This window comes from Ruania rhizosphaerae, from assembly GCF_009805705.1.
In the GTDB taxonomy this organism is placed as follows: Bacteria; Actinomycetota; Actinomycetes; order Actinomycetales; family Beutenbergiaceae; genus Ruania; species Ruania rhizosphaerae.
In genome coordinates this window covers 45,252-64,042 of record NZ_VSMB01000004.1, presented here as the reverse complement: position 1 = coordinate 64,042, position 18,791 = coordinate 45,252, and the positions used below count along the sequence as shown (strand labels likewise).

17 protein-coding genes are annotated in these 18,791 nt (G+C 68.3%); 12 read left to right on the top strand and 5 right to left on the bottom strand.

What is annotated here, in order from left to right; genetic code table 11:
* The first annotated feature begins 15 nt into the window (after positions 1-15).
* From FV560_RS07745 to FV560_RS07735, 3 genes are all read left to right on the top strand, one after another.
* Positions 16-1,230, top strand: a complete 1,215-nt coding sequence (locus FV560_RS07745) for a LolA family protein (RefSeq protein WP_159620954.1) — start codon at positions 16-18, stop codon at positions 1,228-1,230.
* 89 nt (positions 1,231-1,319) lie between these two features.
* A complete protein-coding gene (locus FV560_RS07740) occupies positions 1,320-2,273 on the top strand; it encodes an ABC transporter ATP-binding protein (RefSeq protein ID WP_159621143.1) in 954 nt (317 codons plus the stop codon).
* On the top strand, positions 2,260-3,126 hold the full coding sequence (locus tag FV560_RS07735; protein ID WP_159620953.1) for an ABC transporter permease: 867 nt from the start codon (positions 2,260-2,262) through the stop codon (positions 3,124-3,126). Before FV560_RS07740 ends, FV560_RS07735 begins: the two co-directional genes overlap by 14 nt.
* A 9-nt stretch (positions 3,127-3,135) precedes the next feature.
* Here the strand turns inward: FV560_RS07735 and FV560_RS07730 are convergent, their stop codons facing one another.
* Positions 3,136-4,059, bottom strand: coding sequence for a spermidine synthase (locus FV560_RS07730; RefSeq protein WP_159620952.1), 924 nt, complete (start codon positions 4,057-4,059; stop codon positions 3,136-3,138).
* Positions 4,060-4,143: 84 nt separating this feature from the next.
* On the opposite strand from FV560_RS07730, the gene FV560_RS07725 reads away from it, so the two are divergent.
* The 7 genes from FV560_RS07725 to FV560_RS07695 all read left to right on the top strand — a co-directional run bounded on the left by FV560_RS07725 (position 4,144) and on the right by FV560_RS07695 (position 13,665).
* On the top strand, positions 4,144-5,751 hold the full coding sequence (locus FV560_RS07725; RefSeq protein ID WP_159620951.1) for an RDD family protein: 1,608 nt from the start codon (positions 4,144-4,146) through the stop codon (positions 5,749-5,751).
* Positions 5,752-5,791: 40 nt separating this feature from the next.
* Complete coding sequence (locus tag FV560_RS07720; RefSeq protein WP_159620950.1) at positions 5,792-10,345, top strand: FtsK/SpoIIIE domain-containing protein; 4,554 nt, start codon at positions 5,792-5,794, stop codon at positions 10,343-10,345.
* Between the two features lie 119 nt (positions 10,346-10,464).
* Complete coding sequence (locus FV560_RS07715) at positions 10,465-10,752, top strand: WXG100 family type VII secretion target (protein ID WP_235019996.1); 288 nt, start codon at positions 10,465-10,467, stop codon at positions 10,750-10,752.
* 113 nt (positions 10,753-10,865) lie between these two features.
* Positions 10,866-11,165: a flagellar protein FlgN gene (locus tag FV560_RS07710; RefSeq protein WP_159620949.1), complete on the top strand. Its 300-nt coding sequence runs from the start codon at positions 10,866-10,868 to the stop codon at positions 11,163-11,165.
* 35 nt (positions 11,166-11,200) lie between these two features.
* On the top strand, positions 11,201-12,343 hold the full coding sequence (locus tag FV560_RS07705) for an AAA family ATPase (RefSeq protein ID WP_159620948.1): 1,143 nt from the start codon (positions 11,201-11,203) through the stop codon (positions 12,341-12,343).
* A 72-nt stretch (positions 12,344-12,415) separates the two neighbouring features.
* Entirely contained in the window at positions 12,416-13,045 is a 630-nt protein-coding gene (locus FV560_RS07700) for a hypothetical protein (RefSeq protein ID WP_159620947.1), read from the top strand.
* Positions 13,045-13,665, top strand: coding sequence for a protein TPRXL (locus FV560_RS07695; RefSeq protein WP_159620946.1), 621 nt, complete (start codon positions 13,045-13,047; stop codon positions 13,663-13,665). Before FV560_RS07700 ends, FV560_RS07695 begins: the two co-directional genes overlap by 1 nt.
* Before the next feature lie 33 nt (positions 13,666-13,698).
* On the opposite strand, the gene FV560_RS07690 is transcribed toward FV560_RS07695, so the two are convergent.
* Positions 13,699-14,349 carry a hypothetical protein gene (locus tag FV560_RS07690; RefSeq protein WP_159620945.1) on the bottom strand — a complete coding sequence of 217 codons (651 nt, stop codon included), beginning with the start codon at positions 14,347-14,349 and terminating at the stop codon, positions 13,699-13,701.
* A 97-nt stretch (positions 14,350-14,446) separates the two neighbouring features.
* Here FV560_RS07690 and FV560_RS07685 point away from each other — a divergent pair, with 97 nt between their 5' ends.
* Together FV560_RS07685 and FV560_RS07680 are read left to right on the top strand one after the other, a co-directional pair.
* Positions 14,447-16,264: a periplasmic substrate-binding domain-containing protein gene (locus FV560_RS07685; RefSeq protein WP_235019995.1), complete on the top strand. Its 1,818-nt coding sequence runs from the start codon at positions 14,447-14,449 to the stop codon at positions 16,262-16,264.
* 117 nt (positions 16,265-16,381) lie between these two features.
* On the top strand, positions 16,382-17,068 hold the full coding sequence (locus FV560_RS07680; protein WP_159620943.1) for a TetR/AcrR family transcriptional regulator: 687 nt from the start codon (positions 16,382-16,384) through the stop codon (positions 17,066-17,068).
* Positions 17,069-17,106: 38 nt separating this feature from the next.
* Here FV560_RS07680 and FV560_RS07675 read toward each other — a convergent pair whose 3' ends face one another.
* From FV560_RS07675 to FV560_RS07665, 3 genes are all read right to left on the bottom strand, one after another.
* Positions 17,107-17,436, bottom strand: coding sequence for a DUF4190 domain-containing protein (locus FV560_RS07675; RefSeq protein ID WP_159620942.1), 330 nt, complete (start codon positions 17,434-17,436; stop codon positions 17,107-17,109).
* A gap of 2 nt (positions 17,437-17,438) precedes the next feature.
* Positions 17,439-18,053, bottom strand: coding sequence for a LytR C-terminal domain-containing protein (locus FV560_RS07670; protein ID WP_159620941.1), 615 nt, complete (start codon positions 18,051-18,053; stop codon positions 17,439-17,441).
* 80 nt (positions 18,054-18,133) lie between these two features.
* Positions 18,134-18,427, bottom strand: coding sequence for a type II toxin-antitoxin system VapB family antitoxin (locus FV560_RS07665; protein ID WP_159620940.1), 294 nt, complete (start codon positions 18,425-18,427; stop codon positions 18,134-18,136).
* Positions 18,428-18,791 lie beyond the last annotated feature (364 nt).

The window sequence follows — 18,791 nt, the reverse complement described above, 5'->3', positions numbered from 1 at the left end:
GCGCACACTGGAGGCATGAGCACCACTCGCACCCTTTCCCACCGAGCCCGTTGGGCCGTCCCGGCAGTGGCCGCGGTCGTCGTGGCCGGCGCGCTCGCCGGCCCACCGCTGCTTGCTGCGGCGGATGAGCCCGCACTCCCGGAGGCCACCCCGGTCGAGCTACTCACCAGCATCGCCGAGGCCGAACCTGCCGCCCACTCCGGCACTGTCGTGCACACCGCGCGCCTGGGCCTGCCGACCGGCGGGCTCACCGAGATCACTGGTGCCGACCCGATCGGGCTGCTGGGCGGCAGCTCGACGCTGCGCGTGTGGACCGACGGGGCCGAGCGTTCCAGGGTCTCCCTGCTGGGGTCCGCCTCGGAGTACTCCGTGGTGCACGACGGTCCGCAAGCCTGGACCTACTCCAGCACCGACGACGTCGTCACCCACTACACCCTGGATGCCGCCGCCCAGGCCCGCTACGAGGACGCACAGGAGGGCCAGACCCCGCCAGGAGCACCGGAGCTGCCCACCCCGGAAGAGGCAGCCCAGCAGGCACTCGAGCATGTCGAGGAGTTCTCCTCCGTCACCGTGCTGGAGCAGGCCACGGTCGCTGGACGGGATGCCTACCAGTTGCAGATCACGCCCGAGACCGACGGAACGCTCGTCGAGCAGGTGCGGATCGCCGTCGACGGGGAGACCTTCACGCCGTTGCAGGTGCAGGTCTGGAGCACCTCCGACACGGCCGAGACCCCTGCGCTCGAGGTCGGGTACACCGACATCACCTTCGCCACCCCGGACGATGCGGTGCTCTCCTTCAGCGCCCCGGCCGGTGCCGAGGTCGTCGAGGAGACGGTGTCACTGCCCTCCGAGGAAGCATCCGGCGAAGCGTCCGCCGAGCACACCCCACCCGAGACCATCGGCGAGGGCTGGGAGTCGGTGATCATCATCGATGACGTTGACCTCCAAGGCCTGCTCGCCGGAGACCCGGAAGCCCTCGCCGACGCCGCCGCCTCCCACCCGATGCCCGGGTCCGACAGCGGCCAGGAGTTGATGGAGGAGTTCATGTCCGACTCCGAGGGCAACCACGGCCCACCCAGCCTGGACGCAGCCGCCCTGTACGAGCAGCTGACCACCGAGGTGCCGGAGGGCCGGGTGCTCAGCACCACCTTGTTGAGCGTGTTGATCACCGACGACGGCCGCCTACTCATCGGGTCCGTGCCGGTCGAGACACTGCAAGAGATGGCGTGACCGACACCCGCACGGCTGCCTCACCCGCCGCCTCACCCACCCCGGGTGGTGCGGCGGGCTCGCCGCGTGCCACACCTGCGCCTGAGGAGATCGCCGATCAGGCAGGCGCCGAGCTCGCCGTCCGCACGAAGGCACTGACCAAGCGCTTCCGCTCCGGGCAGGTGGCCGTCAACGGTATCGACCTGCAGGTGCCGCGCGGAGCTGTCTACGGTTTCCTCGGACCGAACGGGTCCGGCAAGACCACCACGATCCGGATGCTGCTCGGGCTGATCGGTCCGAGCAGCGGTCAGGCGTGGCTGCTGGGCCGGCCGATGCCGGCCGCCGGAACGGACGTGCTTCCCCGGGTGGGTGCCCTCATCGAAGGACCAGCCTTCCATCCGTGGCTGAGCGGGCGGGCGAACCTCGTGCGGTTGGATGCGTGCGATGCCACGGCTCCGCCGGACCGCAAGGGCCGGATCGACGAGGCGCTGGAGCGCGTAGGGCTCGGCGCCGCCGCGCACAAGAAGTACCGGCAGTACTCCCTGGGGATGAAGCAACGACTCGGCCTGGCCGCCGCACTGCTGCGCCCGCGGGAACTACTCGTGCTGGACGAGCCCACCAACGGTCTCGACCCCCAGGGCACCCGGGAGGTGCGCCGGCTCGTCGGTGAGCTCGCCGAGGCGGGCACCACCGTGCTGGTCTCCTCGCACCTACTCGCCGAGATAGAGAACGTGTGCACACATGTCGGCATCATGAGTACCGGCCGCCTGGTGCTGCAGGGCGAGCGCACCAGCCTCACGTCCCAGTCAGACCGGCAGCTGTGGGTGCGCACGGATGCCGAGCACGCGGCCGGCGCCGCGCAGGTGCTCACCACCCTTGGGCTGACCGAGGTGGTCACCGACGGCACCGAGTTGCAGGCGCTCCTGGGCGAGATCAGCCCCGCGGACGTCACGCGCGCCCTGGTGACCGCCGGCATCCCGGTGCTGGGGCTGGCCGAGCGCGCTCCCACACTGGAGGACGTTTTCGTCCGGTTGACCGGGGAGGGTTTCGATGTCGCCCGCTGAGACCGCCACCCCCACGACGGCGCCCCGCACCGGGGGTGGAGTGCGTCACCTTCTCGGCAGCGAGCTTCGCCTGGTGTTCGGGCGGCGCCGCAACGTGGTGCTGCTGCTCGGCCTGGCGGCCGTGCCGATCCTGCTCGGGGTGGTCATCTTCATCACCCAGGACACCGTCGTCGGATCCCAGGGCCCGGGGTTCATCGGACGGGTCGCCGGCAACGGGCTCTTCCTCGTGGTGGCGGCGCTGTTCACCTGCCTGCCGTTCCTGTTGCCCCTGACCATCGGCATCGTCTCCGGTGACGCGATCGCCGGGGAGGCTGCGACCGGAACGCTCCGGTCCCTCATCACCGTGCCGGTGCCGCGCACCCGGCTCCTGCTCGTCAAGGCGATCGTGGCGCTGTGCTTCGCCGCGGCCGCGGTGCTAACGATCGCGATCGTCGGGTTGATCACCGGCTGGGTGTTGTTCGGGATCTCCGATCTCGTGCTGCTCTCCGGGGACACCATCACCGCTGGTGCGGGTCTGTTCCGGGTGCTCGGCGTGGCCGCCTACGTGGCCATGTCGATGAGCGGCCTCGTCATGGTCGGTGTGCTGCTGTCCACCCTCACCGAGACCCCGGTCGCCGCCATGGCCGGGACGGTGACCGTCGCGGTCGTCTCCGCGGTGCTGGACAGTCTGCCGCAGCTCTCAGCGATCCACCCCGGCCTGCTCACCCACTATTGGATCGACTTCGCCGAGTTCCTCCGCCTCGAGGTCGACCCGGCGGCACTCGCACCCGGACTGCTGGTCCAGGCGGCGTGGGTACTGCTCGCCGGGACCATCGCCTGGAGCCGGTTCACCACGGCCGACATCAGTTCGTGATCGGGCACGTCATCCCGGCGGCTTCAGTTCCCGCACCATGGCCCGCATCGCGTCGATCGCTGTGAGCGCACCCTCGTAGTCCGGCAGGTCCGGTGCCGGCGACCACATGGCGTCCGCGTCGGTCACCGGAGCCGCAGCGCCCACGATCTCGTCCAGGTCCGTCAGCAGAACTCCCTTGGAGGAGTCGCCGGCCAGGTTCGCCTGGATTCCTGCCACATCCAAGGGTGCATCCGAGGCGATGAACGTCGCATTGCCGAAGCGTGCTCCGTGCAGTACTGAGCCCTGGATGATCATCGCCACGGAGGTGAACACGTCCTGAAGCGTCGCCAGCTCGCGCCGGGTGAACTCCAACTGCGGACCGGCCACCGAGTTGATTACCAGCACACCGCCCGGCCCCAGCGCCTGCCGGGCCGCGGCGAAGCACTCCCGGGACGTGAACGCCGGCGGGATGCGATTCCCGGCGAAGATGTCCAGCACGACGGCGTCCAGATCACCAGCCGTCGGCGTCTCCAGCCAGGAACGTGCGTCACCGACCTCGATGCGCACTCCGGGCGGCGGTGGGAATCGCGACTCCACCAGTGCCACCAGCGCCGGCTCCAGCTCCACCACCACCTGCTCGGCGTCGGGCCGGCGGGCCGCGATCGCGCGCGGCAATGTCAGCAGACTGCCCCCCAGGTGCGCGGACCGGGCCGGGAGCGCACCGCCCAGTGCGGCCAGCATCCACCGCACTGACGTCAATTCCGGCGGCTGGTGGACCGGGCCCACGTGGGCCTGCCGGATATCGTCGATCCGCAATGTCCAGCCCTCGCCGTCACGGCTCAACTCGGCCCAGCTCCCGTCGGAGAAGGTGACCTGTTCTGCGCCGTCCTGACCGCCGTCGGGATCAGATGCGGTGGCCGGCCGGTCTGCCGGAGTCTCGCCGGATGGGGACATGTCCCCGATCCTGCCAGAGCCGCGTGTCCCCTCAGGTCGGTACGGTGTGGGCGGAGTAGTGCGTGAGAGAGCGGGAGGAGCCCAGTGACGATCTGGGAAGTCGGTGAGAACGACCGGCAGGTCGAAGGGGTGGACGAGACCGGTCGCCCCGATCCGCACTACGCGGCTGCCTTGGGGCTGGTGCCCGCGCCCCTCCCGCGCCGCGCCGTGGCGGCGGTCATCGATGCCGCGATCTACCTGCTGCTGCAGGTGCCGTACTGGGTGTTCACGCTCCCGCTGCTGCTGAAGTTCCTCGACGCCCGAATCAGCTGGTACGGCTTCACCAATCATCCCCAGTTCATTCTCGCCGTGGTGATGCTGGCCGTCTCGTTCGCACTCAGCCTGGCCTACTGCATCGTCCAGCTCGTCTTCCACGGGCGCAAAGGAATCACCATCGGCAAGGCCATCATGGGCCTGCGCTCGATCAACGTCGTCACGCTGGAGCGTCCGGGTGTTTTTCGAGTCTTGCTGCGCGTGCTCGTGGTCTGGGCGTCCGGCGTGGTGCTGGTCGGCCCGCTGCTGTTCCTCCTCTCGCCTCTCTTCGATCCGGAGAAGCGGGGTCGTGGCTGGCACGACCGTGCGGGCCGGCTGTGGCTGGTGGACGTCCGCGAGGGCCTGCAGCCCTATGACGCCAAGCGCATGCGGATCGCCCGGAAGACCGTGACCGCGGAACCGGTCGCCCAGCCCAAACCGCTGCCGTCGCTGGCCACTCCGGTCGACCCGGATGCCGCACAGGCCTATCGTCCGGGTGCACGCGTCAGCGCCGGCGTCCTCGGGGTGGCGCGCCCGCACGGGGAGGGACCGCGGCCTGTGGTCGGCCTCTCCGGGATGGAGACCCCCCAGCCGGTCGGGGAGCAGGGTCAGCCGGCTCCGGGCCGCCCGGTGCTCGGCGCCTACCGGCGCCCGGCCGAGCCGGAGTCCGACGACGGCGCCCCCTCCGAGATCTCTGCCTCACCGTCGCCAGATGGTCGTCCCGAGCAGGTGCCGGACGGGCAAGGCTCTCCCGCATCGTCCCCGGCCACCCCCGACGTACCGGCGCCACCGGTGGGCGGACCGCTGGTGACCGGGTCGCCGTGGGGCGCTACGCCTGCGGCCGTTGGCGGTTCCGAGGTTCCACCGGCCCCGCCGTCGTCTCCTCCCGCGGCCCACGCAGCGGAGTCGCCGATGCCGAGGGCAGGATCGCCCGCGCAGGCCCCACCGCCGCAGGCGCCTCAAGCGCGCGCCGGCGCGGCGCAGCACTCGCATGTTCCGGTACCTCCCAAGCCTGCCGCGAACCCGGCATCTGCGCAGCCCTCCGCACCCGCGCCGGCGCACCCCCGGGTAGCAACGAGCCTTGCCCTCCAGCTCGACTCGGGCGAAGTGGTGCCGCTCTCGGGACCAGTGGTGATCGGACGCAACCCGGTAGCGCCGCACACGGCGCCGGAGGCACACCGGCATCCCATGCCCGACGACACCCGCTCGGTCTCGAAGACGCACCTGCTCGTGCGCCCGGGCCAGGGTGGGATCGAGGTGATCGATCAGAACTCGACCAACGGCACCGGGATCGTGCACCAGGGAAGCGAGCGCGAGCTCGTGCCGGGTACCCCGGCGCTGGCTGTCGCTGGTGACACACTCAGGATCGGTGAACGGACCGCCACGGTCGTTCCCGCATGATGGTTTCGAACTCCGCACTGCCACGAAGGGGGCCTGACTCGTGAAGGTCAAGCTGATGCTGCACCGCGAGGGCCTGGCCCCGGCGGACATCGTGGTGACGGCCGATTCGACCGCCACCGCGGCCGACGTCGCCCGCTACATCGCCGACTCCGACCCGGCTCGGTCGATCATCGCCGGCGAGCACGATCTCCTCACGCTGGCAGTCGCCCCGCCGACGGCCGACCGGCTCGAGCCGCTGCAGCCGGACGTGCCCATCGGGGAGGCCTCGATCGGCTCCGGCTTCGCCGCGTCGGTGCTCAACCTGGGCGCGCGATCCGCGCAGTCGGCCCCGGCCGGCGCTCGCAGCGTCGGGGTGCTGCGAGCCACGGACGGCCCGTTGCGGGGGCAGGAATTCCCGCTCTCGATGGGGCACACCTCCATCGGCCGTGATCCCAGCAACGGGATCGTGCTCGCTGACCCGATGGTCTCCAAGCGGCACGCCAGGATCGAGGTCGGTGGCTACGTCGAGCTCGTCGACCTGAACTCGGCCAACGGTGTGCTGGTCGATGGCGAGCTCGTCCAGCGGGTGCGACTGGTTCCCGGGAAGCCGTTCGTGATCGGCGGCACGACACTGGTGCTCTACCTGGCCAGCGACTTCGACGGCACGGGTGAGGACCCGGTGCTCGAGCGCGGCGGGGGACTGCTGTTCAACCGGAGCCCGCGCGTGGAGGTCCGCTACCCGGGAACAGAGTTCCCGCCGCCGCGGCTGCCCACTGAAACAGTCCAGAAGCTCTTCCCGTGGGTGATGCTCGTCGCACCGATCATCATGGCCGCCTCGATCTACTTCATCACCGAGCGGCCCCGCGCGTTGATGCTGATCATCATGACGCCGCTGATGGCGCTCGGGAACTACATCAATCAACGCAACCAGACCGGTAACAAGCGCAACCACGAACTGATGCTGTTCGAGCGGCAGTTCGAGGAGCTGGAGGAGAACTTCTACCGGGCCAAACCCGAGGAGGAGCGGGCACGCAACGAGGAGGTGCCACCGGTCGCCGAGGTATTCGAACATGCGATGCGCCTCGGCCCGCTGTTGTGGACCAGGAGACCTGAGCACTGGAACTTCCTCGCCCTACGGCTGGGCATCAGCGGCGCTCCGTCGCGGAACTCGATCGCCGATCGTGATTCCCAGGATGGGCTGCCCGAGTACATCGAACGCCTCGATCGCCTGAAGGAGCGCTACCGCTATGTCGATGGCGTTCCGGTGATGGACACCTTGCGTGACCTTGGTTCGATCGGTGTCTCAGGACCGACCGGGCCTGCCTCGGACGCGATGCGCGGACTCGCCGTGCAGATCTTCGGACTGCACGCTCCGAACGAGGTTGTCTCGGTCGCGTTCACCGACGCGGAGTGGGCCGGAGAGCTGGAGTGGATCAAGTGGCTCCCGCACACCACCAGTGAGACGAGCCCGTTCAAGAGCCTCCCGCTGGCGGACTCGGCACCGGCGGCGAATGCCCTGCTGAACTCACTCGAGGAGTACGTCCTGCGCGGTGGGTCGCGCCCGGACCCGAGGGGGCCGTTCGCGGAGCGGTGGACCCCGATGAACTATGGGCGCGACGTCAGCCGCGCTGCGGAGCAGATGAAGCGCCCGCATCCGATCAACGTGGTCGTCTTCGTCACCAACGACGCACCGGTGGACCGCGCCCGACTGGTGCAGGTGCTCGAACGAGGGGCCGACGTGGGCGTGCACGCGGTGTTCGTCTCCCCGACCGTGGAGTCGCTGCCCGCCGTCTGCCGCGGTTATCTGGATGTGACCGCAGGGCTCGAGAAGGTGACTGTCGGCCTGGTCCGCAGCGGTGAGGTCTACCAGGGGGTGAGCATCGAAGGGGTCTCGAATGCCTACATGCACACCTTTGCCAAGCGACTCGCTCCGGTGGTGGACGCGAGCACCGTCGTCCACGACTCCTCCGACATCCCGAACTCGGTGATGTTCCTCTCCCTGGTGGGGCACGAGGTGGCCCGGGAGCCGCAGGCCGTGGTGGACCGTTGGCGCCAGAACAACACCATCATCGACCGTTCGGACACGCCCCGCCCGCGCCTGAAGAAGGCCGGAAATCTGCGGGCGATCATCGGTCAGGGTGCCAGTGACGCGATGACGCTGGACCTGCGTACCCAGGGGCCCCATGCTCTCGTCGGCGGAACCACCGGTGCCGGGAAGTCGGAGTTCCTGCAGGCCTGGGTGCTGGGAATCGCCTCCGCGCACAGTCCCGATCGGGTGACGTTCCTGTTCGTGGACTACAAGGGCGGGTCGGCGTTCGCCGACTGCGTGGAGCTGCCGCACTGCGTGGGCCTGGTGACGGACCTGAGTCAGCACCTGGTGCGACGTGCCCTGACCAGCCTGCGGGCAGAGCTGCACTACCGCGAGCACCTGTTCAACCGGAAGAAGGCCAAGGACCTGCTGGAGCTGGAGAAGCGGCAGGACCCGGAGTGCCCACCGGCGCTGGTGCTCGTGATCGACGAGTTCGCAGCGCTTGCCGGTGAGGTCCCCGAGTTCGTCGACGGCGTCGTCGACATCGCCCAGCGTGGCCGCTCACTCGGAATCCATCTCATCATGGCCACGCAGCGCCCGGCCGGTGTGATCAAGGACAACCTGCGCGCCAACACCAACCTGCGGGTGGCCCTGCGAATGGCCGACGAGGCGGACTCCAAGGACGTGGTGGACGACCCCGTCGCCGCCACCTTCCCGCCCTCGATCCCCGGGCGCGGGATCGCCAAGACCGGCCCCGGACGGTTGGTGCCGTTCCAGTCAGCCTACGCCGGTGGCTGGACCACCGAGAACGAGGTGGTCTCCGCCGAGGTACGCGTGGCCGAGCTGCGGTTCGGATCCACGACCGAGTGGGAACCGGAGCGACCTCCGGAGTCGGATTCCCACGACGAGGATCTCGGTCCCAACGACCAGCGGCAGGTGGTCAACACCCTCATCCGGGCAGCCGATCTTGCGAACCTGCCGATTCCCCGCCGTCCGTGGCTGGACGATCTCGCTCCTGTGGTCGACGTCCGCGACCTGCCCGCCGAGGGCGACGGACGGGTGCTGCTCGGCCTGGCGGACCTGCCGGCCCACCAGCGCCAGGACCCGGTCTACTTCGCACCGGACCGTGACGGTTCGCTGCTGATCTTCGGAACGTCCGGTGCGGGCAAGTCGACCGTGCTGAAGACGATCGCGACCGCTGCGGGGATGCGACCGGACGTCGGCAGCACCCAGGTGTACGGGCTCGACTTCGCCTCGGGTGCGCTCGGGGTGCTGGAACGGCTGCCGCATGTGGGATCGATCATCGATGGTGACGACGGCGAGCGCCTGCAGCGTCTGCTGCGCACCCTCGACGCCGAACTCAGCCGCCGCTCCGATGCCTTCTCGTCCGCGAATGCCGCGAACCTGACCGAGTACCGCGACATGGTGGATCCGTCAATGCCGCGGATCATCTTGCTCATCGACAACTTCCCTGAGTTCAAGAAGGAGTGGGAGATCTCCTCTGCGAGGGCTCCGTTCTACCGCATGTTCATGCGGGTCCTCGGTGAGGGCCGCCCGCTCGGCGTCCATGCGGTGCTCACGGCCGATCGGGGCGGGGCCGTCCCGACAGCCGTGGTCTCCAACATCTCCCGCCGGGTGATCCTGCGCTTGGCGGACCCGAACCAGTACTTCATGCTCGGGGCGCCTAAGGACGTCCTCGACGACCAGTCACCTCCAGGGCGAGCGGTCGTGGACAAGAACGAGGTCCAGACCGCCGTGCTCGGTGGCTCGACGAATGTGGCCGAGCAGACGAAGGCACTCGATGAACTTGCCGAGCAGCTGCGTCAGAAGGGGATGCCGGAGGCGCCGCAGATCAGGTCGCTGCCGAGGCGCCTGAGCATCGAGGACCTGCCGGACCGCGTCGACGCCCTGCCGGTCGTGGGCATCGCCGACGACACTCTCTCCCCGCGCGGGTTCGACCCGATCGGCTCGTTCACGATCACCGGCCCGCCTCAGTCGGGCAAGACCAACGCGCTACGCGCCTTCGTGATGGCGGTGGAACGGTTCGACCCGGACGTCAAGCTGTTCCACTTCGGCAGCAGGCGTGCCCAGCTCACCGACTTCCGGGACTGGGTGCGCAGCGCCACCCGTCCCGACGACGAGAAGGAGCTTGCGACCGAGCTCACCGAGATCCTCGCGGACGAGAGCGTCCCGGGGAGGATCATGATCGTCGTCGAGGACATGCCGCACCTGGCCGACGGTCCGGCGGACCGCGCCGTGCGCGCCATGCTGCAGGCGTTGAACAACAGCGATCACCTGCTGGTCGGCGAGGCCGACGTCTCGCGGGCTGGTGGTGGTTCCGGCGTGCTGGGCGAGTGGAAGTCGCCCCGCCAGGGGATCGCGCTCAAGCCCGACACCTACGACGGCGACACGCTGTTCAAGGTGCCTTTCGGGCGCGTTAAGCGCGCCGACTTCCCGGATGGGCGAGGGATCTTCGTCCAGGCCGGCCGTGCGGTGACCATGCACCTGCCGCTCGTGGACGGTGACGGCGACGGACGCCGTCGGGAATCCCGGCCGGACACCGCGCGCGCCGCGCAGGGGTTGTGAGGGAGGCGGGTACCCCATGGGGACCGGTCCCCATTGAGTGGGTGGGCAGGCCACCATAGAGTCCTTCTTGGGTGATCCAAGTAGGGGCCCGGAACCGATACGTAGGAAGGCTGGGATCGATGACCGACTTCGGTGCAACGTATGACGAGATGGAGTCCACGGCTGACAAGCTGGACGACGGCAAGGACAGCATCGATACGGCGCTCGAGGAGTGCCAGGGGTACGTCGACGAGCTCGTCGAGGACGGGTTCAAGACCGAGAAGGCGTCCGGCAAGTTCAAGGACGGCTACGACGAGATGACCTCGGGCCTCAAGGATGCCTCCGAGGGAGTCAGCGAGATGGCGCAGGCACTGCGGGACATGGCGCAGTCCATCCGCGACCTGGACGACCAGCTCGCCGGCGGCTGATCGTTCGTCTCGACGGTGGGGCCCAGCCCGGAGCGGCTGGTCCCCACCGTTCGCGTCGCTTGCAGGTCAGCGACGTCATCCCCCGTTCCAGGACGAGCTGAAGGAATCACGCCGTGGCAGACATCTATCTCTCTCTCGACGAGCTCAGAACCGCGAATGACCAGCTGACGAACATCGTCGAAGAGTTCGAGAACGCCGTCAGCAGGTCGGAGGCACTCGAACGAGCCATCGGTGCACCGTTCTCCAAGACCGAGCTGCGGGAGAAGGCCGAGGACTTCGAGACCCGGTGGGACGTCAAGCGTGACAAGCTCAAGGAGGGCCTGAGCGATGTTCAGAAGCACCTCAAGGGCGTGATCGACGGTGTCGAGGAATGGGACGCCGAGGCGGCCATCAAACTGACGCCCGAAGCGTAGCCGCAGCGCCCCATCAGAACTACAGGAGCCTATTCATGTTGATGCCGCCCTCCCCCCGAGGTCGCCAGATCATCCAGGTCGAGGGTAATCCCGCGGAGATCACGGCCCGCGGGACCGAGATCGAGCTGCTCGGCGAACAGATGCGCGAGGCTGCTGGCGTGCTGAGCGAGATCAAGAACCGGGCCGAGGACCAGCAGGGCAAGGCCATCACGACCTTGCGGGAGACGATCGGCGACTCCTACGAGACGCTGTACGAGTCCGCCGACCTCTATGAGCCTGTCGGGCCGGTCATCAGGGCTTACGGCGAAACCCTCGACACGGTCCAGCCCAAGCTCAACGCCCACGCGGACAACTGCTGGGAATTATGGCAGACCTACTTCTACCTGCCGGGTCAGCTCGAACCGGCTGCCACCGGCGCCGACCCGGAGCCGGGCAGCGACGAGGCAGCGGAGCAGGAGGAGAACGACCAGAAGCGCCAGGCGTACGAGGCGTGGGAAGCAGAGGCCGGTCTCTTCGACACCGACTACGACACGTGGGAGAACGCCTTCGACCAAGCAGTCCGGGACATCGGCGACGAGATGTCCGGTCAGATCGAGGACGGCGGGTGGCGCTCGTTCCTCGACATTGCCGGCAAGGTGCTCGGTTGGGCGGGTCTGATCGTCGGTGTCGCGGCGATGATCATCGGTGGTCCGGTGCTGGGAATCATCGCGGCTGTCATCGGCGTGCTGACCCTCGCCGTGGTCATCTGCCAGGCGTTCATCGGGGATGCGAACGGGTGGGATATCGCGATAGCCGCAGTCGGGGTTCTCCCGGTCGGGAAGCTCGGCAAGCTGGCCCAGGGGCGGTACCTCGAGTTCGGCGCTGACACCATCTCGGCGTTCAAGCCGAGTACCTACGCCGGGGACAGCGTCTACACGCTGTTCAAGAACAAGAACGTCACCGACGGCATCTCGACACTGATGACCGGGAGCACCGGAACCCAGTGGCGCAACGACATGACCGAGTACGTCATCGGTGGGCCCAACGGAACGCGGTACTTCTACCAGGATCTCGGGACGTCCGTGTACAACCAGTACGAGACCTACAAGGGGTGGGTGGACACTGGTGGATCGGTGATCGACCACCTGCCGCCCTCGGACAGTGCAGTCGATCGCGTCGAGGCGCTGCAGTCCCAGTGAGCACCTGATGCTGCGGGTCGTCTGGCCGGCAGACAAGCCTGAGAGGCAAGACGCCGGAGAAGGGTGACGGATATGACGGAACCAGATCGCTGGTCCGTGGGGCTCGAGACGGTGGCCCCGGGGTGGCTGCTGATTCCCGCTGGGATGAGCGAAGAAGACCGGACGGCGTGGGTGGACGCCCGCGTCGCGGAGTTGCGCGAGGCCTGGGGGGCTGAATGGGGCCCCGGGAGCGAGGACCGTGTGCGCTCGCTGCTGGTTGCCGGTGCCGAGGAACGTAGCGAGTCCGACGCTCTCCTGCTGTTTCAGGTGTGGCCGGTCTTCGCTCCGATCGCGGCCATGTGCCGCATCGCGGTGCTCCCCAACGACGGGCTCCCTCCCTGGAGCGAGTGGGGCGGCGTGGCCCACCGTGTCGAGGCCCCGCACGTGGGGCCGGGCGTGCAGTACACGGAACGGCACGAGCGAGAGATGGGCGGCGCCGGCCTCCATGAGGTGTTTTCGACGGCGCTGGTGTTCAACGACGACCGGTCGGCCCTGGTGATCGCGTTGCAGGAGATGCCGGCCATCGTGCTCAACGACATCCGTGACGGGTTCGTCGGTCTGCTCGACTCGATCCGGCTGCAGGCACCCGACGGGAGCGCCTTCGCCTCACAGGAGCCGGCTGGTGTACTGGACGATGGCCCATGGCGAGTGGAGGCAGTGTGATGACAGCGACGAGTCTGCGAGACGAGCTGGGTGTGCGCAAGGACCCCGAGTTCGAGATGACACTCCCGCCGGGGTGGTCGCGCCGCGCTCCGGACGACGAGACGCTGGAAGCCATGATGGTGCGGATGAAGCAGCGCCTGATGGACGCCCACCGACCGGACCTGTACGGCCAGCTGCGGACCCAGCTCCAGCAGTCGTTCGAGGACATGCGCAAGAACGGCGTCTTCGCGATGTTCGTCCCCGATGGTGACGAGAACGAGACTCTCTTCCTGCCGGTGTCCCTGAACGCCTCGATCCGGCGCGCCGAGGCCGGGCAGACGCTCGACCAGGTGGTCTCCACCCTGGTCCGTGACTACGGTGCGACTCCGCTGTACGCCGACAAGCGGACCATCCGGTGCGAGCAGCAGCAGCAGGTGCGTCTCGGTGGCGACACCATCGTCAGTCACTCGGTGCTGTATCTGACGCCGGTGCCCGGGGCGAAGCGCCAGCGTGCCCTGCAGCTGGTGGCGGGTTACGGGCGACCGGTGGACGTGCCGGAGGACGAGCCCGGGTTCCGGGCCCTGCGGTCCCTCTTCGACGCATGTGCGGCGAGTGTCCGGTGGAAGGCGCCGGTCGCGTGAGCCGGTGCGTGATCAGCGGAGGGTGCCGTGGCGTCAGCCGACCCTCATCATCCGTGCCAGGTCACGGATCAGTGAGACCCGATGTTCCAGTCGATCGACGTCGAGGCTCCCGGCAGTCGTGAGGATGATGTCGCGCCCCTCGAACGTGAGGTAGACGGTGTGGAGTGAGACAGCCTCCTGCATCAGCCGGTCCCGCACATCGGAGGACAGGAGTCGGCGTACCTCCCCAGCCGCCTCTGGGGTGGTGGTCACGACGGTCCACGTGAAGTGCGGATCCGCCAGGTCGACGTCGTGGGGTGGATGCGGATTCGGGACCGGTGCCGACGGCGAGGCCGCGACCACCGTCGGGAGGACGGCGGGGGCCTCCAGCACCGTGATGTGCCGTGTGGTCGTCGAGGAACTACCGGCGATCGTCACATGGCTCGTGAAGGACGTGATGGCGCCTTCGGCCACCGTGCCGCGCAGCACGTGCGTGGCACTCCCGGCGCCGCGGATCGGGTGCTCCTTCCACCGCTGGGTGAGCTGCGGGACCTTGGGCTCGAAGGCCCACCCGTGGCGCTGTGCCCACTGCGTGAGCGCGGCCGAGCGTTGCCGCCACTGCCGTACTCCGAGGAGCGCGCCGACGACGACGACGAGGACGAGGGCCGCAGCGACGACGTAACCGAGAATGTCTGTCAGTTCCATCGGGACCACCCTAGCCGCGGTTGGGCGCGATGATGGATGCGAGGAGAACCGCACCGGACCAGCCGTCCGGGGCCGGGATGCGAGGAGAATGGACGAGGTGAACGTGCTGCGACGCGATTCGCGCCGGACCAGGGGAGTGCTGGCCGCCTGTGCCGTGGCGTTCGCGCTGAGCGCGTGCTCGGGACCAACTCTCCCCAACACGGTGGTGGCCGGAACCACGGCGACGGTCGGGTGGTCCGGTGGGTTGGTGAGCACGAACGCAGCGATCGGTGGCGCGACCTCGGGCGATCTGGATGTGGCGGCGATGACCCGCTCACAGTTCGCCGAGCTTGTCGACGGGGTCCCGGTGATCGACGAGAGCTTCGGCTCCGTCGAGATCGTGGACCCGGAAGGGTTCACCGTTCGCTACGACCTCGCCGAGCCCGAGTGGTCCGACGGGATCCCCGTGGATGCGGCCGACCTGCTGCTCGCCTGGGCCGCCGGGTCGAATGCGATGCTTCCCGACGACGTCGACCCTGGTGACCTGACCGAGGACGAGGACGAGGACAGTGACGGGGGTGACGCGAGGGCCAGCGCGAATGTCCCGTGGTTCGACTCAGTGCCCACGGGTCTGACCGAGGCGCAGGATCTTCCTGCCTATGACGAGTTCGAACGGGCTATCGAGGTCACCTACCCCGACCCCGTGGTGGATTGGCAGACCGCGTTGGACGTCGCCGTTCCTGCTCACGTGGTCGGGGCGCTCGCGTTCGGTCTGACGGACCCGATGGAGGCGAAGCAGGCGATCATCGACGCCATCGTCGAGGAGGACACCAGCCGGCTCACCACGATCGCACGCGTGTGGAACGATGGATTCACTCTCGGCGACGGTGATGGCAGTTCCATCCCGGAGGAGTTGCTGCTCTCGAGCGGGCCGTACCGGGTGGAAGCAGTCGATCAGGCGCGCCTCGATGCACAGCACGTCACCCTCATCGTCAACACCCGATACACGGGCACACCCACGCCCGAGTACGAGCGGATCGAGCTGACACCGGCGCCGACCTCGGACCCCCTGACCTACGTCGGGGAGACGCTCGACGTCGTCCAGGTACCCCCCACTGCACCGAACCGTGAGACCACCCGCGAGATGGAGCGGCTCGACTACACCGTGGCCACCAGCCACACCGGCGAGCTCTGGGCGCTGGTACTGCGCAGCGACCGTGGAGAGTTCTCCTGGCAGAGCGCCAGAGAGGCATTCCTCGGCGCCGTGCCCGTGCGAGATGTCGCTGAAGCGGGTGCGGGGCCCTGGGCTGGACTTCACGAGATCACCGACGTCGTGCTCTTTCCGCCGGGCACCGACGGCCACCAGATCGTCGGTGAGGATCTGGACCCGGAATCGCGCTTCGAGCACTCCGAGGAGGACGCGATCGCGGAGCGTGAAACTGCCGGGATCGAGTCCGGCACACGCATCTGCGTGCTCTACGACGCTGGTGAACGGTATGCGGTCGATGCCTTCCACGAGCTTCGCAGCAGTGTCGAACCCACGGGCTGGGACGTGCGCGACTGTGGCAGCGAGGACCTCGAGGCGAGCCTTCAGGACGACGGATGGGACGCCGTCCTGACTCGTATCCCCATACCTGAGGGTACGGACGAGATCAGTGCGCAGTGGGGCAGCGGCGGCCCGGCGAACCTCAGTGGCACTGCCGACGAGGCGCGGGACGCCCTGATCGACGAACTCGCGCACACCGCGGATCGCTACGAAGCTCGCGACATTCGAGTGCAGATCGAGGCCTCCATCATCGACGAATCGATCATCGTGCCATTGACCATGGACATCGCCGTCACCGTCTCGGATCGCGATATCGCGGTTCCTGTGCCACGCGGCGGCGCGAGAGCACCCCTCATGTCGGGGGTCGTGGAGTGGCATCTCGCCGATTGATGCGCAGTTGTCCTGCGGCAGCCCCATCCGCGGATTACTGTGGTTGTTCACAGGTTGTGCAGTCGGTGCCCGGGCAGGTGCGCTGGTTGGACGGCTATATAGCAGGGGAGTACCCACGTGGAAGAACAATTCGAGACGGAGCCCCGGGACCGGGCAGCGACGACCCGCGCCCGAATCCTCCAAGCGGCGCTCGACGTCTTTGCCGAGGAAGGTTTCGACGCGGGGCTGCGCGCCATCGCTGCCCGCGCCGGCGTGACGGCTGGGCTCATCACCCACTACTTCGGGTCCAAGACGCAATTACGCATCGAGTGTGACGACTTCATCATCGATCGTGTGGTCCAGGGACTCCCGGACCTGTTCGACATCGGCAAGATGGACGGGCCGTCAACCACCGACGCCGACGCCGTCATGCGGAGCATGCGCTACAGCATGCGCGGGCTGACGGAGGGTGGGCCGCTCGCTGACCGGATCCTCGCGGTCACGATCGAGCACGTCCTGGCGACGATCAAGATCGGCCTGGCGAAGGGGGTGGTCGAACCGAGCGAGGACGAAAGCGAGCGAGCGCGCGTGGTGGTGCGCTACAGCGTCGGCGCGGCGATGCTGGACTTCGCCCTCGACCCGCCGGACAGTCCGGAAGCGGTCAAAGATGGACTCGCACATTACTGGCGCAACGTCGTCCTGCCGATGATCCGGGTGACCGGTGGGCGGCACTTCGTCAGCTCCCCTGATCATGGAGGGGTGCTGGGCCGATCGGCCTTCGAGGCACCCAGGATTCAACCGGGGAGCCAGTCCGAGCCGGCGTGATGTCGTGAACGCGGTGGCTCGTGGGCAGCGGGAGGCCGTCAGAACCCGGTCACCCAGATCGCTGCCAGGATCAGCGACCATCCGGCCGTGGCAACGCTGCTGATCACCAGCCCAGCGGTCGCCACGCCGATGCCCCCGACGTTCGTGCGGCGGATGTGCCGCAGCGCGAGCACGCCGCAGATGATCCCTGCCACGGCCGGTGCGTAGAAGAGCACGCCGAGGCAGCCCAGCAGCAGCGCGGCGATCGCCAGACCGGACGTCCCGGGCGGTGAGGCCGAGTAGCCAGGGCCGGCGAACGTGCGCGCCGGATCAGGCATCGGCAGCGTGTAGGAGTTCACGAACGGCGACTGCTCGTGACCGGAGGCCATGGTCATTCCTCAGATGAGGCGGACTCGTCGGTGGGCTCCGCCGTCGACAGGGGCGTGCACCCCTGCGGCGCTGGGATCTCGAGATCGGGATCGATGTCGATCTCATCCGCCGAGCGCAGTGCCTCGTATGTCGCGCCGAGCACGATGTCGACCGTCTGGTCGGAACGGTCGTCGACGTCGATCACGGCGTCCGGGAAGAGCACGGCCGTGGTGAAGGCCGCCGCCAGACCATCCTGTCCGCTGATGATGCGGGCCGTGCCCGCGAACGGGGAGGACGCGTTCGCCGTCCTGCTGACCGCGATGCCGCGTTCGCCCAGTTCTCCTGACGTCCTTGCTGCAAGCCCTGACTCGCTGGTGCCGTTGAGCACGTTGGCCGAGATCTCGCCCAGCGGGACGTAGGTGGCATCGGCGGGCGGGCACGGACCGGCGTCAGCGGTCTCCGTCGGTTCCGGGGAGCTGATCGCCACGTTGAACGGCGACGGGAGGACGCCCACCCACACGGCACCGGCACCCAGGCCGATCAGCAGCATCACGAGGATGAGCGTGCCGAAGATGACCGTCTGGCGCTGCTGCAGGTGGCGCCGTCGGGCCGCTCGAGCCTTGGCTGGGGTGGTCACGGTTACGAACCTAACGCACAATCGGCCGCTGCCGGTCGTGGCAGTGGCTGGTCAATGCCGACCGGTGCTGGTCGGCGCTCTCACAACTCGAGGACTCGTGCGTGGAGCACATTGCGTTGCTGCAACGCCGTCCGGAGGGCGCGGTGGAGCCCGTCTTCGAGGTACAGGACACCGCGCCACTGCACGACATGGGCGAAGAGATCGCCGTAGAAGGTGGAGTCCTCGGCCAGCAGGCTGTGGAGATCGAGGGTCGCCTTGGTGGTGACCAGCTCGTCCAGGCGCACCTGCCGTGGTGGGATCGCGGCCCAGTCCTTGGGTGAATGATGGCCATGGTCCGGGTAGGGGCGGTCGTCGCCGACGGACTTGAAGATCACATCGACGATCCTAGGTGAGGAGATGGTGCAAGGGCCTCCACCTGAAGTCGGATCTCGAGGGCCGGAATGAACCCAGGCGGAACAGGGCACAGGGGAGCGGACCGAGGCGGAACGGACCCAGGTGGAACGGACCCAGGCGGAGCCGGCCGGCCCCGATCGCGCCCGCGACGGGAGCCGTTGGAATCCCCTTCGCGCGTTCGAATCCCGGTGCGGGTAGTTGTGTGTGGCTTCCGACGCGGGTACGGGATTCGAATGGGTTGGCTCGGGCCCGGTGTGGGCGGAAGTTGGGGCGGAGGATGGGGGAGCCGTCGTCGCTCGTCCCTCGCTCCTCCTCCCGAATCCCGCAGCGTCCGATACGCCTCAG

What these genes read in the sequence shown, in the direction of transcription:
- FV560_RS07700 (WP_159620947.1), top strand. Translation starts at nt 12,416, where the DNA reads ATGACGGAACCAGATCGCTGGTCCGTGGGGCTCGAGACGGTGGCCCCG.
- FV560_RS07745 (WP_159620954.1), top strand. Translation starts at nt 16, where the DNA reads ATGAGCACCACTCGCACCCTTTCCCACCGAGCCCGTTGGGCCGTCCCG.
- FV560_RS07705 (WP_159620948.1), top strand. Translation starts at nt 11,201, where the DNA reads ATGTTGATGCCGCCCTCCCCCCGAGGTCGCCAGATCATCCAGGTCGAG.
- FV560_RS07695 (WP_159620946.1), top strand. Translation starts at nt 13,045, where the DNA reads ATGACAGCGACGAGTCTGCGAGACGAGCTGGGTGTGCGCAAGGACCCC.
- FV560_RS07730 (WP_159620952.1), bottom strand. Translation starts at nt 4,059, where the DNA reads ATGTCCCCATCCGGCGAGACTCCGGCAGACCGGCCGGCCACCGCATCT.
- FV560_RS07715 (WP_235019996.1), top strand. Translation starts at nt 10,465, where the DNA reads ATGACCGACTTCGGTGCAACGTATGACGAGATGGAGTCCACGGCTGAC.
- FV560_RS07690 (WP_159620945.1), bottom strand. Translation starts at nt 14,349, where the DNA reads ATGGAACTGACAGACATTCTCGGTTACGTCGTCGCTGCGGCCCTCGTC.
- FV560_RS07735 (WP_159620953.1), top strand. Translation starts at nt 2,260, where the DNA reads ATGTCGCCCGCTGAGACCGCCACCCCCACGACGGCGCCCCGCACCGGG.
- FV560_RS07675 (WP_159620942.1), bottom strand. Translation starts at nt 17,436, where the DNA reads ATGGCCTCCGGTCACGAGCAGTCGCCGTTCGTGAACTCCTACACGCTG.